This window comes from Paenibacillus sp. 2TAB26 (genome assembly GCF_052115145.1).
Classification (GTDB): Bacteria; Bacillota; Bacilli; order Paenibacillales; family Paenibacillaceae; genus Pristimantibacillus.
This window is the reverse complement of sequence record NZ_JBFRGC010000032.1, coordinates 34641-51087: the sequence shown is the minus strand read 5'-3', so window position 1 is coordinate 51087 and position 16447 is coordinate 34641. Positions and strand designations below refer to the sequence as shown.

Sequence of the window (16447 nt, the reverse complement as noted above, 5' to 3'; positions counted from 1 at the left end):
ACTAAATTAACTAATGAGGAGAAAATCGCAATGAGCAATCCTATTCGAATTGGCGTAATCGGAGCTGGCTCCATATCAGAAATGCACTTTGGCTCCTACAGCAAAAACGTGGATGCCGTGCTGGTCGCTGTCTGCGACTTGAAGGAAGAACGGGCGAAGGCAAAGGCGGAGAAATATAACATTCCTAACGTTTACACCGACTACAACGAGCTGCTGGCGAACCCCGATATTGATGCGGTCAGCATCTGTACTTGGAACAACACCCATGCGGAGATCAGTATCGCCGCTCTGAAGGCAGGAAAGCATGTGCTTTGCGAGAAGCCGCTCAGCAAAACGGTGGAGGAGGCACGAGCGGTTGAAGCGGCTGTCAAGGAATCCGGCAAGACGCTGCAGGTAGGATTTGTCCGCCGCTATGCCTCCAATACGCGGATTGTAAAAGCATTTTTGGACAATGGTGAAATCGGCCCGATTTATTATGCCAAAGCTTCATGCATACGCAAGCTGGGCAACCCTGGAGGCTGGTTCGCTGATGTGGAGCGCTCCGGCGGCGGTCCGCTGATCGATATCGGCGTTCACGTCATCGATCTTTGCTGGTATTTGATGGGCAAGCCCAAAGTTAAATCGATTAGCGGCAACACCTACAACCGTTTAGGCAACCGGTCCAATGTGAAAAACTTGAAGTTCTACAAGGCAGCCGATTATGATGCAGCACTGAACACGGTTGAGGACATGGCCAATGCGCTGGTACGCTTTGAGAACGGGGCGTCGCTGCTGGTTGATGTCAGCTTTACGCTGCATGCGAAGCAGGATGAGCTGACGGTAAAGCTCTATGGCGAGAAAGGCGGCGTCGAGCTGGAGCCGGAGCTGACTTTAATTACAGAGAAGTATGACACGATTCTGAACGCCACGCCGCAAATTGACAATCTCTCATTCGAATTTGTGCAGGGCTTCCAAGACGAAATCAATTACTTTGTTGAAGTTTGCCAAGGGAAGAAAGACACGATCAGTCCGGTGCAGGACGGCGTTGAAATCATGAAAATACTTTGCGGCGTGTACGAGTCGGCGACTCTAGGCAAGGAAATCCATTTCGACTAGGGGAGGCGTGGAATCGGCATGTCTGTAAATATCGGAAATCCCATAGGCGTCATTGTAGACAGCTTTGGCGTCGGCGTTAAGGAAGGGCTGAAGAAGGCGAAGGAGGTTGGTGCGGAGGGGGTGCAAATCTATACCGTTTCAGGCGAGATGGACCCGGCTAATCTCGGCGCTGCCGCCCGCAGGGAGCTGAAGGCTTATATCGATTCATTAGGGCTGGAAATCAGCGCGTTATGCGGCGACCTGGGCGGCCATGGCTTCCAGGATAAATCCTTTAACGAGGAAAAAGTAGAGAAATCAAAGCGGATTCTCGATTTGGCGCTGGACCTCGGCACGACCATTGTAACGACACACATCGGAATCGTGCCGGAGGACCAAGATGGAGAGGTGTTCGCTGTTATGCAGGAGGCTTGCCGCGAGCTGAATGAATATGCCAGCAGCATGAAGGCCTATTTCGCTATCGAGACCGGCCCTGAGACGGCGGCCCATCTGAAAGGTTTTCTGGATACGCTAGGTGGCAGAGGGGTATCTGTCAACTTTGACCCTGCCAATATGGTGATGGTGACGGGGGATGATCCAGCGGAAGGGGTTCGCCTGCTTAAGGATTACGTCGTGCACACCCATGTCAAGGACGGCATACGTCGCAAGGTGGTAGATCCTCGCATGGTATACGGTGCGCTTGGCTATGAGCCGATGGATCATGCCAAAATTGCGGAGATGGTGAGCACGGGACAATTTTTCCGTGAGCTGCCGCTCGGCGAAGGGAATGTTGATTTCGACAGATACTTTACGGCGTTAAAGGAGATTGGATATAATGGCTATCTGACGATCGAACGCGAAGTTGGAGATCAGCCGGAGACCGATATACGCAAAGCGGTTCAATTTATTAAGAGCTTCCGCTAGCCCCAGTTATTGAATCTAAGATTTAAGCGGGCGCTTGTTGGAAGTACAATGGAAATAACAGATTTATTCACATTTGCTGGATTGGACGTAAAGCGGTTGCTGGAGCGGCTATTGGAATAGGATGGGCTCAACAGCCTGCAAAGTTCGAATAGCCATAAGGGCAGCCGCTTCTATTTATTCTAAAATATAGGAAGTATATTCTATAGCGATATCCGTATTACCTTGTTATTTATGCAACCGCTTTAATGTATGTTCGCTTTAATGACATGAAAAGAAGATTGGTCTGATGCATTATGCCTTTCCACTCTTATTAGTTGTATTTCGTGTTATTATAGTTAACATAATTTAGATAGATAACAGTGAGTAGGTGGGAAGGAGGCTGCTTTTGCTGGTTATGTACCGCAGTCTAGCGCTTGCTTGAAGGAGAAGTTGAATAGGGAGTAATGCCGGATGCATTCCGGAAAAGATGGAGGGGGAGCTATGGAGCGCAAAAGGTTCAACTGTCGTTTGATTGTTCGGATAATAGCGTTGTTAATGGTAGCTGCGACGGTGCCAAGCTGCAGCGAGTGGGAGAAGCTTGGTCAGCCGCTGCCCACATCGCAGAGCCGCGTCGCGATTTCGATGGTCATTAACGATTTGGGCATGACATTCCCGGATGGTTCAGACGAAAACGATAATCCTTATATAAACTATATAAAGGAACGTACAGGACTGGATTTGCGGGTCAATATTCCCCCTCAGGAAGTTTATGAAGAGAAACTAAACGTCATTATGGCTTCCGGAAATCTCCCAGATCTCATTCACACTTTCAACCCGGTTTGGTTTGACGAATATGTCAAAAAAGGGGCTTTTACGCCGCTTGACGACTATATTAACGAATATGGACAAGATCTGAAGAAGTTTATTCCTGAAGAGGCTTGGGATCGAATGCGCTACGACGGAAAAATTTACGGCATTCCAAGTTTAACAGACGTGCAGGGCATCGAGTTGATGTATGTGCGGAAGGATTGGCTCGATAATCTAGGACTGCAGCCGCCTAAGACGCTGGACGAATATTATGAAGTCATGCGCGCCTTTGCTAAGGAAGACCCTGACCGGAACGGGCTCAATGATACGATGGGCCTTATTTTGCTCGAGGACATGGGGCGGACAGCGCCGTTTTTTGGCGCTTTTGGTGTTCAATTGAACTCTTGGGTGGCGCGCGATGGAAAGCTGGTTAATGGCAGTACGCTGCCGGAGACCAAGCAAGCGCTCGCTTTTCTGGCAAAGCTTTACCGGGAAGGGCTGATTGATCCGGAATTCCCACTTAACCGCAACAATGCCTTTATCGAAAAAATCGAGAACGGAAAGGTCGGCATGTTTTCCGCGACTTGGTACGATACGCGCGGACCCATTGCGGCAAGCAAAAAGAAAGATCCCAAGGCGGAATGGATTCCGCTGGAGTATCCCGTCGGACCGGAGGGGCACAGCGGCGTATATAACAAGGATTTAATCCGCGGTTACAACGTGGTGCCGGTCGGTAAGAAACATCCCGAAGAAGTGGTAAAGCTGCTTAATTTCATCGTGGGAGAGGGCAGGGAGACGTTGAAGCTTGGTTTTGAAGGCAAGATTTGGTCGATGAAAAATGGGAAAATGGTCACCGATTTTGTAGAGCATGACAAGCATTTGTACAGGGGCATCTACCAGTCGCTCGTCGATGTCATTGATCCTGTTATGGCTAAGGCTCGGTTGGATTCGCTCGGCGACTTTCACTTATACGATAATTTGCAGATGATTGAACAAAATTTAATAAAAAACGAATTTTTCGGAATTCCGACACCGGCGATGAGCAAGTATGCCGGACATTTAGAGGAGCTTGAGAGCATTTTTACACAAATCGTGATGGGCATCGTTTCGCTGGATGAGTTCGACAGCTTTGTGGAGGAGTGGTACCGCGAGGGTGGCGCAGAGGTTACAGCGGAAGTTAATCAATGGTACGAAGCCCGCTTGAGCGCCGGAGGGGGGAGATAAGCATGAGAAATCCCGTCAAATGGTTTCGGGATCGCTTTTCCCGCAAAATCCAGTTTCGGCTAACCTGCTATTTTATGTTGATTTTGCTGCCGCTCGTCTTGGTAAGCCTATTTGCCGTTGATCGCTCCCGCAGTATTCTGCATGACCAAGCGGTGGAGCGGTCCAGTACAGTACTGAATTCAGCTATGGACTATATTGATTTGACTTTGCAAAATGTGGAGGAGATTTCGACGCTGATTGCAACAGACCCTGTGTTTATCAAGCTGCTTGCAGATAACGGAGCGGAATTGTCGCCGCTCTCTATCGTCGATTTTTCGATGCTGCTGAAGCAGCTGTCGAATGTAAACTCTATTAATCATATCGTATCGCAAATATCCTTGTATCATCAGCCCTCCCACATGATGATTTCGACGAATTATGGAGGGAGAAGGCTGAGTAGCCCAGAGCAGCAGCAATGGCTTGAGAATACCGCCATTACTAGCGGGACGGAAATCACTTATCTGCTGGCGGAGGAGCCGATTGCCGGCAACGCGACCTTCGGCAGCTTAATTAATACCGATAGCGTATCGCTGCTGCGAACCATGGATTTGTACAACAACAATCGCAGAGCGGATGTAGTCATTATTACAGTGGACAAAAGCAAGCTGATCAATCTGATGAAGTCGCTGCTCCCATCGCCTTCGGCTACCATTTATTTGCACAGCGATACCGGCAAATTGATTGCCGGGACAGGCAAGCTCGACGGCGCAGAGCATACGCTTGCGGAGGGCGTTGGCATGCCTGGCCTTCCCCGCACGACGGATGCGGAGATGACCGTTTCTATCGATTCGGAGTATTCCAAATGGCGGCTGACGCTGATTCAACCAAAAAAAGAGCTGTACGCCAAAACAGATCAGCTTCGATTGTATACGTTAGCCATTATTTTCGTCAGCGTCCTTCTGGCGCTGGGCATATCCTGGCTCGTTTATATCGGTATCGCTTCTCCTGTAGATAAGCTGTTCAAGGGCATGAAGCGTCTGGGTACGGGAAATATGAATGTGCATCTGGAGAATACGCGGCACGACGAGCTGGGTTATTTGACGGAAGCGTTTAATCGGATGGTCGTAGACCAGAAGCGGCTAATTGAAGATCATTACGAGCAGCAGCTGAGGCTGGCCAAGACGGAGCTTCAATTTTTGCAAACCCAGATTAACCCTCATTTTTTGTATAATACGCTGGATTCAATTAACTGGACAGCTAAAAATTACGAGGCGGATGAAATTAGCGAGATGGTGCTGAATTTGTCGCGTTTTTTCCGTCTGAGCCTGAACAAGGGCAAGGATGTATTTACGATTGACGAAAGCTTGTCGCATCTGCATTATTACATTCGCATTCAGCAAATCCGTTATTTGGACAGCTTTGAGGTGGAATACGACATTCAGGAGGATTGCCGCCCCATCCCGATTCTGAAGCTGCTGCTGCAGCCGCTTGTGGAGAATGCTATCCTGCATGGGATGGAAGGGAAAACGGAAGGCGGAAAGCTTATTATTTCCGGCCGAATAAAAGATGGAGAGTCCGTTCAGGTCACCGTAAGCGATAATGGTTCAGGGATGAGTTCGCAGCGACTAGCCTATATTCAAGAAGAAATGAAGCGGCTGGGACAGCGCGAAGCGAATCTGTTTTCGCTGGAGGACGAGGAGACGGGTGACCTGTTCGGCCTGCGCAATGTAATGACTCGCATTAAGCTTTATTACGGCAAGGAAGCTGAATTGATTGTCGAAAGCGTGCAAGGACATGGAACCTCGGTCACCATTTCGCTGCCGCTGGATCAATGCAAGGAAAGTTTTCGTGCTGTAACTCACCATACTCTGGAAAAAGGGGAGCGATCCGCATGAATTTAATGATCGTTGAGGATGAACTGCGGCTTAGGTTGGGATTGGCTAATAATATTCCATGGGAGGAGCATGGCATTGAGGTCGTCGGACTGGCTGCCAGCGGGGTAGAAGCGCTGGCGTTGATCGAGCGCAAGCGACCCGATATCATGCTGATTGATGTCCAGATGCCTGAGATGGATGGGCTGACACTGGTGAGGAAGCTTAGGGAATATCCAGACAACGGCGTACAGCTGAAACTGATTATATTAAGCGGACATGACAACTTTGGCTTCGCTCAGGATGCTATCGCTTTAGGGGTTTCCCAGTATTTGCTGAAGCCCGCGGCTGAAGAGGAAATATTGGGCGCCGTACTGGAAGCGGCAAAGCAGTTGCGAGACGAGATGGAGCAGTGGCGCGAGCAGGCAGAGCTGAAGGTAAAGTGGCGTGAGCATCTTCCCCATTTGCAAAGCAGTTTTATTCGGCAGTGGGCAGCAGGCGACTACGACGATAGCGAGGTGCTGCGAAGAGGGGCGGAATATCAGATTGAGCTTGAGGAGTCTGACCGGATCGCAGTTGCGGTGGTGGATATTGACCCGCTTCCGCAAGGGGATGGCTGCTTTCGCGCGGAGGATGCTCCAATGTGGCGTTTCTCATTGCAATGTCTGGCGAGAGAAATGCTGCCCGCCTCCTGTTGGGTGTGCCCTGACCATCAAGGGTACACGCTCCTTGTTTTTGTGCTGCGGCGCGAGGAGGAGCCGGGAGACACCGCTTTGCGCGTACAGGCATCGGTCGTTCAATTGCTGTCGCGCACCCGGGAGACGCTTGGGCTGACAGCGAGCGCAGGCATTTGCGCTGCGGCCGGAGGGATTGGCAGCATGAGTGCGCTGTATGCCGAAGCTTGCCGTGCCTTACAGGAGCGTATTGTATACGGCTGCGACATCGCCATTCCTTACCGCGAGATTGGCCGTAAGGAACAGGGGGTTCAGGTACAGCAGGGATTGGAGAAAGCGCTGGAGATCGCCATGGAAACCGCTGACGAGGCCAAGGCGCTTGAGGCGTTGCAAGGATTGTGGGACAAAAGCCTGGAGTCCGTGGAGACGGCAGAAGAGGTTCATGAGGCCGTCCTTTATTTGAGCAGCCTGTATATCCGTATGATTCAGAAGCAGGGCTGGCGAATTGGCTGCGTGGCAGGAGAGGATATGATTTATTTCGAGAACATCAGGCTGCTGGCGACGAAGGAACAGATTAGGGCCTGGCTAGTCCGCTTGACTGGCCGCATCTGCGATTACCTGCAGCAGCAGCGGAAAACGACGAGCAATGGAGTGGTTCGCTCCATTCTGTCTATCGTCAATCAGGAAATCGATCAGGATATTACGCTGCATACGGTCGCAGATCGCCTTTTTATCAATTCATCTTACTTAAGCCGGCTGTTTAAGCAGGAGACAGGAGTACCTTTTTCGACCTATGTGCTGGAGCGCAAGATGGAACGGGCCAAATCCGTTCTGCAGAATGGGGGCAAGGTGTACGATGCCGCTCGTCTCGTGGGCTACCGGGATGTGAGCTATTTCACCAAGGTGTTCCGTAAATATTGGGGCGTCAACCCAGGTGGAGTTAAAGCGTGACAGCTGCGCCTAATTAGGTGGCGTGCAATAACCAAAAAAATTATAAGACAAAACCGCTTTCAGTTATAGAAAGCGGTTTTGTCTTTTTTAATGCCGATTACGTTCCTTTGTGAAGAAATCAAACATCAAAGTACCAGAAATAGTAATGGCATTACTCTACCAACCCTGAGCGCTGGATACTACAATTTTAGGTAGAAAGCATCAAATCGAGGGGGAATACGATGAAAAGCGCAACGGCACCACTGGATAAGCCCCAGGCTAAAAACAATTATGTCAAACGGCTTGCTGCCGATGTCAAACGGGATTGGGATTTATATGCACTTCTTGTCCCTGGAATTTTGTTTCTTTTGCTCTTCAAATATGCCCCGATGTATGGCATTACCATCGCCTTTAAGGATTTCAATATCTTTGATGGCTATGACGCTAGCCCGTGGGTGGGATGGAAGCATTTTGCCAAACTGTTCAACTCTCCTGATTTTCTGCATGTTTTTCAAAACACCGTTATTATCAGTTTTCTGAAGATCGGTATCTTGTTCCCGCTGCCGATTCTCATTGCCCTGCTGTTGAATGAGATCAGGCGGATGTTGTTCAAGCGCGCGATTCAGACCGTTATCTATTTGCCGCATTTTCTGTCCTGGGTTATCGTAAGCGGTCTATTTATCGACATGCTTTCCAGCAACGGCGGTTTGGTCAACAAGGCAATGGGTATGATCGGCATGGAACCGATCTCGTTTTTCCTGGACAATAGCGTGTTCCGGGGCGTTCTGATTACCTCAGCGGGCTGGAAGGAGACGGGGTGGAGCACCATCGTGTATCTTGCGGCCTTCGCCACGATCGATCCTGGCTTGTACGAAGCGGCCAAGATTGACGGAGCGGGGCGGATGAAGCAGCTGTGGCACATTACGCTGCCTGGCATCGCGCCCATTATACTGCTGATGTTTATTCTAAGGCTCGGCAGCATTCTGGAGGCTGGCACAGAGCAAATTCTCGTCATGTACAATCCCACAGTATACAAGGTGTCAGATGTCATCGGCACCTATGTGTACCGAATGGGCCTCGGCAATCAGGACTACAGCTTTACGACCGCTGTTGGCGTATTTGAATCCGTTATTGCCTTCACGCTCGTCTTGGCGGGCAACGCGCTTAGCCGCAAATACCTGCAACGCGGGATTTGGTAACTGAAAGGGGAGATTGCTGTGACCGTGAAAACATCGTTTTCAGAGAAGCTGTTCAATTTCTGTAACTATTTATTTTTCATACTGATAGGTCTGACGACGCTGCTGCCCTTCGTTAACTTGATCGCCAAATCGTTCAGCAGCGAAGCGGCGGTCATCTCCGGCAAGGTCAATTTGCTGCCCATTGGCTTTCAGACCGGAACGTACATGTATGTGCTCAAGGATTCCATGTTCCTTAACTCTTTAAAAAATTCGATTCTTTTGGCCATTGTGGGGACGGCGTTAGGATTGTTCCTCACGACCATTACGGCGTATCCATTATCTCGCGTTCAGCTTCGAGGCAGAAAATGGTTTCTGCTGATGTTTATTTTCACAATGCTGTTCAGCGGCGGCCTGATTCCTACCTACCTGCTCATGCATAATCTTGGACTGGTAAATCAGTTTCCTATTCTATTCCTGCCGGCGGCCATCAACGTGTTCAACATGCTGATTATCAAAAATTACTTTGAAGGGCTGCCGGACGGGCTGGAGGAGTCCGCCAAGCTGGACGGAGCAAGCAACATCCGAATTTTATTCTCCATTGTTTTGCCGCTGTCGCTTCCTGTGCTGGCAACCATTGCGCTATTTTTCGCGGTGGCGTTCTGGAACGACTATTTTACATCAATGATCTACATTACCAATCAGGATTTCAAACCGCTGCAGCTGTATCTGAAGGAACTGTTGGTATCCTCCAGCAGCGAGTTTTTGAAGGATAACGTGGACGCGGCGCTGAACACAACGCCCCAGTCCATTCAGGCAGCTTCAATATTGCTAGCTACGCTGCCGATCCTGATGGTTTATCCGTTCTTGCAAAAATATTTTGTCAAAGGTGTGCTGGTAGGTTCGGTTAAGGGTTAAACCTATCGGCATGAAAGGCGGTGATGCTGTCAGCTTGTCATGATAGCGGGCAATGGAAGGGTAATGCAGTTTGACTTTAAAACACATATTCGGGAGGGTACTCTATGAAAAAAGGTTCTTGGTTGGCCATAGTCCTTGTATTTGCTCTTGCTCTTGCCGCATGCGGCAACAATTCCACTCCAGCTCCGGGCAGCGGCTCAGGGGGAGATGGCGAAGGCAATCCCAAACTTACGATGCTGATGCAGTACAGCCTGTTCGATCCGAACGCAGACCCGGTTGCTAAAAACATAGAAGATGCGACCGGCTACAAGGTTACCTATGAAATGCTTCCGGCGGAAAGTGCCGACGAGAAGCTGAACTTGATGGTTGCGAACAAGCAAAACTTCGATATCATGAAGCTGGGTTCTGCCCAGTTCTACAAGCTGGCAACAGCGGGCGCGCTGGAGCCGCTGAATGATCTGATCGAAAGCCATGGCCCTAACCTCAAAGCGGCGATTAAGGAAGATTCATGGGAAAGCGTTACGATTGACGGCAAAATCTATGCTATACCGGAGACTGGCTCTGGCATTAGCGTAGGCGAGGAGCTCGTTGTCCGTCAGGATTGGATGGAAGAACTGAGCTTGAAAAACCCGACAACACCGGATGAGTTGTATGAGGTGTTGAAAGCGATCAAGAAAGCCAAAAACATTGTTCCGTTAACGGGCTCAAAGGATTCTATCTATGGAGATATTGCAGCAGCATTCGGCGTGCTGAACGACTGGAACGATGTGGATGGCAAGCTGCTGCATAAAGCAGAGCTTCCGCAGATGAAGGAATTTTTGGCTTATATGAACAAGCTGTACAGCGAAGGGCTGTTGGATTCGGAAATGCCGATCAATACGAGTGCGAAAGCGATTGAGAAGTTTTCCAGCGGCAATGCCGCAATGATCAAGCTGGCTTGGTGGAGTGCTTCTAGCGCAGAAGCTGCCCTTGTCAAAAACTTCCCTGAAGCCAAAATCGGCATTATTCCATACTTAGTTGGCAAGGATGGCAAATCATCGATTGGCGTTAACCTGGCAACTACTTGGTTTATTGCGATACCGAAGATATCCAAGCAAAAGGAGCATGCGATCAAGCTGCTCGATACCAAGCTGAAGAAGGATATCTTCATAAAGCTCGCCATTGGCGAGGAAGGCGTTCATCACGAAGTGAAGGATGGAAAATATTATCCCATTCTGCCTAAATTCAATGATGACTTAACCAATGCAAGCTCCTACATGACCGGGGTTAATGAATATGATTATCCGGCTTACTGGCAGGCACGCGTTCGGAAGGACCCTGTGCTGCAAAGCTACTATGAGGCGTTTCAGGAAAACGCGGCGAAAGGCAATATTGTCGTTGATCCGATGTCGATTGCGCCGCCAATCGATGCGGTATCCAAAAACAAGCAAAAGCTGACGAAGCTGCTGGACGACACGGTGCTAATGTATATCGCAGGTGCGCAATCTAGAGACAACTACGATACCTTCCTTTCGCAATGGATGGCCGAAGGCGGCGCAGAATCCGTCAAGGAAGCGAACGAGTGGTATCAAACCATTTCAAAATAATGGCTTGCCTATAGACGTAGGCTTGATGGCAAAGGGGCAGCTGCGAATCGCAGGTGCCTCTTTGTCGCCCAGGCGAAATGCCTAGCATAATTGACTGAGGGGGAACAGAAATGAATGAACCATTTAAGCCGCATAAAGGCAGTGAGGTTGATATGCTTGCTATCCATGCCCAAGTGGAAGCTGCGCCAGAGGATATTACGATTACATTAGAAGGGCAGCGGCACGCTATAACGGCTGTCAACACCATTCCGGTGGCCGAAGAGTGGCTTGTCTTGTTTACAAGCGCATGGGGGGAATCGGTCACTGTTCCTGAGAATGGCGTTGCGGTGCAGGTGGGAGCAGGCGGCTTGGTTTTACGCGTCGTTAATGAAGCGCCTGTCGGCTTTGCCCCGGCCTGGTCGGGCCCAACGATACTAGACATCCCTGAGGATGGTTACGTGCTTCTTGCCCTTGATCCTTTGTATGCTCCGGAAAGCAGCCGCTTCTTTTTGTCTACCTGCTTTAGAAAAGGAGACCGTATCAAGCTGCGCAAGGATGGTGCGGTGACTGATCATCACGGGCTGGCAGGCGCTGCTGATCATGAATTCAGCCTTTATTTGAACCATCCATCCGTTTATACGGAAACGCAGACTGTTACTACAGTTAGCGGTAATGTGAGCGGCGGAAATGCAGGCGAGTTTCCGGCGCTAATGGTTAATGGTGAAGCTGCTGTGGTAGACGAGCAGGGTGCTTTTGCCCATAAACTGAAACTGGCGCTTGGCGTCAACTTTGTTGATGTGGAGATCAAAGCGGGGAACGAAACCCCAGTTGCTCGAAGCTTAGCTATTTTTTCTAAGAGCCGTGCTGAGAGGAAGCAGAGGACGATCCTTTGGATAGATCAGAGAGCCAACAGTGGGAAGCTGCAGTCTGCGGACGCTGTAAGAAAACTGCTGCAGCGAGCAAAACATGCAGGCGTTACGGATATTGCGCTTGACGTTAAAGGGGTGGAGGGGTACGTTTCTTACTTCAAAAATCCGCTGACGAGGCGTCCCCACATGAGTGAATTGGTAAACGCTAAGCAGAGTACTCCTTATCCAAAGCTGGATTTGCTGCAGATTTTTATAGAAGAGGGGCATCAGCTTGGTCTAGCTATTCATGCATCCATGAATGTATTTGCAGAAGGCTCCATTGTACGTGGTCAATATGCGATTTTAAATGAGCATCCTGAATGGGAGGAAATGGTTTACAAGCATCAAGATGAAGGCGTGATCAAGCGGCAGCGAGACAGCTCGGCTCCGGGCTTGGTTGCATTTGCCAACCCGCTTCATGAGAAGGTGCGCGAGCATCAATTGGCTGCTTTCCGGGAAGTGATGGCCGGCTATCAGGTGGACGGCATTATTTTGGACCGGGGCAGATACGACAATGAAACGGCGGATTTCAGTCCTTTGGCATGCAGCCGCTTTGAGGCATATTTGGCGGAAAGGGGCAAGCGGCTTCATCGTTGGCCAGAGGACATATTCGATTATCAAGGCAATACGAGAATAGATGGTCCGTTGATTTTGGACTGGTGGGCTTTCCGTGCAGGCGTCATTACCTCTTTTGTTGCGGAGGTCAAGGAGATGGTGGACGGTCATAATCGACAAACGGGAAGCGATGTTTTGTTATCTGCCTACGTGGGGTCTTGGTTTGATACCTATTATGTCAACGGTGCAAACTGGGCCAGCCCGGATTTTCAATATGACAGCCGCCTTCAATTTCAGGAGGGCTCCGTCTATACCAAGGACTACCGAGGCACTGGCTATGTCAGGCACTTGGATTTCCTCATGATTGGTACGTATCAGGATACGCTGGCCGAGGTGGAGAAATATATGGCGCTTGGCAACATTGCCACAGGTGGAGAAGTTCCGGTATATGCGGGCATTTCCCTTAATCAGATGAATAGCGCCGAGCGGCAGGGTGAGGTATTTCGTTCGGCTTTCCGGTACACAGACGGGCTAATGCTGTTTGACGCCTCGCATGCCGATTGGGATATGCTTAATCAGTCTTTAAAGAAAGAATAAAGGATAGGTTATGGAGGCGCGCAGGTAGCTTCTTCAGAAGCCTACCAACATATGGTATAATGACTAGCATAATGCGAAGGAGGAACCATATGAATCTAGCGAATAAAATAACGATTGCTCGTATTTTATTAATACCTGTGTTTATTTTATTTTTTCCGATATACCCCGAGTGGTTAATCAGCAAATCAGAATTTTTTCTACATATAGATACCTATGGCATTTATTATGCCGCAGCATTATTTATACTCGCTTCAGCGACGGATAAATTAGATGGACATATCGCAAGAAAATATAATCAGATTACGAATCTTGGCAAGCTGCTCGATCCGCTGGCAGACAAGCTGCTAATATCCGCCGCGTTAATATTAATGGTAGGCGAGCAGATGATTTACAGCTGGATCGCAGTAGTGATTATCGGAAGAGAGATTATTATAACGGGCATTCGAATTGTTGCCTCATCTCAAAAAATCGCCTTGCAAGCCGACCAATTCGGCAAAATTAAGATGGTCTTTCAAGTTGTTGCGATTTCAGCGGTGTTGTTAAACCATCGTCCGCTCAGCTTTTTGACAGCGATTCCTGTTGATCAAATTTTGATGTATGTTGCCTTAGCGTTGACCATCCTATCCGGAGCTAACTACATCAAAAACAACTATCGCTTGCTGCAGTAGAAATAAAAGTAGAGTAGAACGATTAAACCTATCCCATTTAAAATACAGCGGCAGCGATGGACGAGATGAAACAGTCCAAGACTGCCGCTGTTTTATGAAATGGTCGTTTTCCTTCTAAGCATTCCTATTCATTTGTGACTCAGGCTTGATGCTAACGGACATAGAATCCGCTATTCTTCATAATTTGGGCTTAATTTGCATCTAACGGACATAGATTCCGCTATTTAGTCGAAATCAAGTTAAATCATAACGCTTGGAGCCTAATAGCGTACCCTATGTCCGTTACTTCTGAAAAAAGAGGAAATCAAAGCAAATAAGGCATCTGATGTCCTTTATTTCTATCATCGCCGATTTCGTTATCTTGCGATTATATTCGGTAATTAAAACATACAAAGCCCGATGAGGTATAGTAAGAATATACAGCTATTTATTTCGATTTACAGGGGGCGAGCCGTCTGCAAACGATACAAACAAAGCTTTTTGACTATGGGCAAGCAGAGATCGATTATTTGAAAAGCGTAGATGAAGGGCTTGGTGCTGCCATGTCTCGGCTCGGAAAAGTCGAACGTATCATCATGCCGGACTTATTCACTTCACTCGTTTATGCGATTGTAGGCCAGCTGATTTCAGCTAAAGCAGTGCACACCATATGGGAGCGAATGCAGGTGCGGCTTGGCGAAATATCCCCTTCGAACATAGCTAATCAAACGGCAGATCAGATTCAAAGCTGCGGGATAACGATGAAGAAGGCCGTTTGCATAAAAAGCATTGCGGAGTCGATTATGCAAGGTGAAATCCGGCTGGAAGAGCTGAACCGCTTATCGGATGCAGAGGTAATCAAGCAGCTGATGTCCTTAAAGGGAGTTGGCAAGTGGACGGCTGAAATGCTGCTCATTCATGCGATGGAGCGCCCAGATGTCGTGAGCTGGGGAGATATTGCCATTCGCCGCGGGATGATGAAGCTGTATGGTCTTCAAGATTTAACCAAAGAACAGTTCGATACCTACCGGCTAAGGTATTCGCCCTATGGTTCAGTGGCTTCGATTTATTTGTGGACCTTGTCAATGGAGTAAGCTAAAAGGAGCAACAACATGGAGAAAACAATAAAAGAACAGCTCATAGCATTGAAGGAAGACGATTTTCAGAAATTTACGGCTGCGCTTATTCCTACAATTAATAATGTATTAGGCGTTCGGCTGCCGAAGCTGCGCCAGCTGGCCAAGTCGATAGCAAGTGATGACTGGCGTACCTATTTAAAAGATGCGGATAGCGAGTACTTTGAGGAAGTGATGCTGCAGGGGATGGTCATTGGTTATGCCCAAGCGGATATCACAGAACGTTTAAACATTGTCGCTGAATTTGTTCCGAAGATAGACAATTGGTCAGTCTGTGACAGCTTTTGCAATGGACTGAAATTTACAACGGACAATAAGTCAGCGGTATGGGATTTCATACAGCCGTATTTGGTATGTGACAAAGAGTATGAGATACGCTTTGGCGTCGTTATGCTGCTTGGCTATTATATTGAAGAAACTTATATCGAGCGCCTCTTGCAGCTGCTTGATCAGACGAAACGAGAGACGTATTACGTCAAGATGGCGGTAGCTTGGGCATTGTCAATTTGTTATATTAAGCAGCCAGAGGCTACTATGAATTATTTGAAAAGCGGTGCTAATTCTTTAGATGATTTCACCTATAACAAAGCTCTGCAAAAAATAATAGAATCATACCGCGTCGATCAAGAAACCAAAATCTTAATACGCGGTATGAAACGAAAAAAAAGCTAAGGCTCAAAGCCTTCCTGGCTTACATAAATGCGATCCTCCGAAAAAACCTGCTTGAACCGCTCGTAAACGACGCGATAAGCAGCCGGATGATACCATTCCTCAAGACCTAGCTGCTCATACAAAGCATTGATGCCTAGTTGTCGCGTTCGTTTTCCACTGCTTCCGTCACCCATAAAATAATCGTCTATGCAGATGCGTTCAACGAGCGGGCGCAGTATTTCGGCGAATTGCTCACTGCTTGGCAGCATGGGGGCAATCGTCGCTTGAGTGGGAACGCCCGCATCAGCTAGCAGTTGAAGCGTCTTTAGCCTAGCCTTAATCGGTGGGGCATTCGGTGAAAAATGTTTTCGAATGTCCTCGCGATCTGTTTCGACTGTCATACTGACGCGAACCTTCTCTCCAAGTCGCAAGAGCAGATCAATATCCCGCTGAACAAGCGGGCTTCGCGTTTGCACAAACAAAAAATCAGGCGGGTCATCAACCATCACCTCGAGCAAGGAGCGAGTAATTTGTTCCTTATATTCAATCGGCTGATAGGGATCAGTGCTGGATGACATAAAAATAGTAACCGGACCTTTAGACTTTTCTCTTAAAAATTGTTTACGAAACACTTCAGCAGCATTTTTCTTAATATCGACCCATGTTCCCCATTCGGCGCCTCGAAATAAAGAAACAGGCATTTTCCGCACATAGCAGTAGGAACAGCCAAACGTACACCCTGTATAAGGATTTAAAGAATGGCTGTAGCCGGTAAGAAAGCCGGTTCCTTTATTCAATAAGGTTTTGGGCTGTGTATATAAATATTCGATCGTCAT

General features: G+C 48.5%; 13 protein-coding genes. 12 read left to right on the top strand and 1 reads right to left on the bottom strand.

Features of this window, described 5'->3' with window-relative positions:
- Positions 1–30: 30 nt before the first annotated feature.
- The 12 genes from AB4Z50_RS29360 to AB4Z50_RS29305 all read left to right on the top strand — a co-directional run bounded on the left by AB4Z50_RS29360 (position 31) and on the right by AB4Z50_RS29305 (position 15632).
- On the top strand, positions 31–1095 hold the full coding sequence (locus AB4Z50_RS29360; protein WP_441884940.1) for a Gfo/Idh/MocA family protein: 1065 nt from the start codon (positions 31–33) through the stop codon (positions 1093–1095).
- An 18-nt stretch (positions 1096–1113) separates the two neighbouring features.
- The gene (locus tag AB4Z50_RS29355) at positions 1114–1995 is read left to right on the top strand and encodes a sugar phosphate isomerase/epimerase family protein (protein WP_441884938.1); all 882 of its coding nucleotides are present in this window, start codon (positions 1114–1116) and stop codon (positions 1993–1995) included.
- 480 nt (positions 1996–2475) lie between these two features.
- Positions 2476–4005, top strand: coding sequence for an extracellular solute-binding protein (locus AB4Z50_RS29350; RefSeq protein ID WP_441884936.1), 1530 nt, complete (start codon positions 2476–2478; stop codon positions 4003–4005).
- A gap of 2 nt (positions 4006–4007) precedes the next feature.
- On the top strand, positions 4008–5879 hold the full coding sequence (locus tag AB4Z50_RS29345) for a cache domain-containing sensor histidine kinase (RefSeq protein ID WP_441884934.1): 1872 nt from the start codon (positions 4008–4010) through the stop codon (positions 5877–5879).
- Entirely contained in the window at positions 5876–7480 is a 1605-nt protein-coding gene (locus AB4Z50_RS29340) for a response regulator transcription factor (RefSeq protein WP_441884932.1), read from the top strand. The genes AB4Z50_RS29345 and AB4Z50_RS29340 overlap by 4 nt, the downstream gene beginning before the upstream one ends.
- A 221-nt stretch (positions 7481–7701) precedes the next feature.
- The gene (locus AB4Z50_RS29335) at positions 7702–8658 is read left to right on the top strand and encodes an ABC transporter permease (RefSeq protein WP_441884929.1); all 957 of its coding nucleotides are present in this window, start codon (positions 7702–7704) and stop codon (positions 8656–8658) included.
- A 24-nt stretch (positions 8659–8682) separates the two neighbouring features.
- Positions 8683–9552 (top strand): carbohydrate ABC transporter permease, encoded by an 870-nt coding sequence (locus AB4Z50_RS29330; protein ID WP_441884927.1) that lies wholly within the window; start codon positions 8683–8685, stop codon positions 9550–9552.
- A gap of 104 nt (positions 9553–9656) precedes the next feature.
- On the top strand, positions 9657–11138 hold the full coding sequence (locus tag AB4Z50_RS29325; protein ID WP_441884925.1) for an extracellular solute-binding protein: 1482 nt from the start codon (positions 9657–9659) through the stop codon (positions 11136–11138).
- A 110-nt stretch (positions 11139–11248) separates the two neighbouring features.
- Positions 11249–13177, top strand: coding sequence for a hypothetical protein (locus tag AB4Z50_RS29320; RefSeq protein ID WP_441884923.1), 1929 nt, complete (start codon positions 11249–11251; stop codon positions 13175–13177).
- An 89-nt stretch (positions 13178–13266) separates the two neighbouring features.
- Positions 13267–13845, top strand: coding sequence for a CDP-diacylglycerol--glycerol-3-phosphate 3-phosphatidyltransferase (gene pgsA, locus AB4Z50_RS29315; RefSeq protein WP_441884921.1), 579 nt, complete (start codon positions 13267–13269; stop codon positions 13843–13845).
- A gap of 455 nt (positions 13846–14300) precedes the next feature.
- Entirely contained in the window at positions 14301–14918 is a 618-nt protein-coding gene (locus AB4Z50_RS29310; RefSeq protein WP_441884990.1) for a DNA-3-methyladenine glycosylase family protein, read from the top strand.
- An 18-nt stretch (positions 14919–14936) separates the two neighbouring features.
- The gene (locus AB4Z50_RS29305; RefSeq protein WP_441884919.1) at positions 14937–15632 is read left to right on the top strand and encodes a DNA alkylation repair protein; all 696 of its coding nucleotides are present in this window, start codon (positions 14937–14939) and stop codon (positions 15630–15632) included.
- Here AB4Z50_RS29305 and AB4Z50_RS29300 read toward each other — a convergent pair.
- Positions 15629–16447, bottom strand: a complete 819-nt coding sequence (locus AB4Z50_RS29300) for an SPL family radical SAM protein (protein ID WP_430059494.1) — start codon at positions 16445–16447, stop codon at positions 15629–15631. The genes AB4Z50_RS29305 and AB4Z50_RS29300 overlap by 4 nt on opposite strands.

Excerpts from the sequence above, each read along its gene's own strand:
- AB4Z50_RS29335 (WP_441884929.1), top strand. The coding sequence starts at position 7,702 with ATGAAAAGCGCAACGGCACCACTGGATAAGCCCCAGGCTAAAAACAAT.
- AB4Z50_RS29300 (WP_430059494.1), bottom strand. The coding sequence starts at position 16,447 with ATGACGATCGAATATTTATATACACAGCCCAAAACCTTATTGAATAAA.
- AB4Z50_RS29305 (WP_441884919.1), top strand. The coding sequence starts at position 14,937 with ATGGAGAAAACAATAAAAGAACAGCTCATAGCATTGAAGGAAGACGAT.
- AB4Z50_RS29360 (WP_441884940.1), top strand. The coding sequence starts at position 31 with ATGAGCAATCCTATTCGAATTGGCGTAATCGGAGCTGGCTCCATATCA.
- AB4Z50_RS29350 (WP_441884936.1), top strand. The coding sequence starts at position 2,476 with ATGGAGCGCAAAAGGTTCAACTGTCGTTTGATTGTTCGGATAATAGCG.
- AB4Z50_RS29320 (WP_441884923.1), top strand. The coding sequence starts at position 11,249 with ATGAATGAACCATTTAAGCCGCATAAAGGCAGTGAGGTTGATATGCTT.
- AB4Z50_RS29325 (WP_441884925.1), top strand. The coding sequence starts at position 9,657 with ATGAAAAAAGGTTCTTGGTTGGCCATAGTCCTTGTATTTGCTCTTGCT.
- AB4Z50_RS29340 (WP_441884932.1), top strand. The coding sequence starts at position 5,876 with ATGAATTTAATGATCGTTGAGGATGAACTGCGGCTTAGGTTGGGATTG.
- pgsA (WP_441884921.1), top strand. The coding sequence starts at position 13,267 with ATGAATCTAGCGAATAAAATAACGATTGCTCGTATTTTATTAATACCT.
- AB4Z50_RS29355 (WP_441884938.1), top strand. The coding sequence starts at position 1,114 with ATGTCTGTAAATATCGGAAATCCCATAGGCGTCATTGTAGACAGCTTT.
- AB4Z50_RS29345 (WP_441884934.1), top strand. The coding sequence starts at position 4,008 with ATGAGAAATCCCGTCAAATGGTTTCGGGATCGCTTTTCCCGCAAAATC.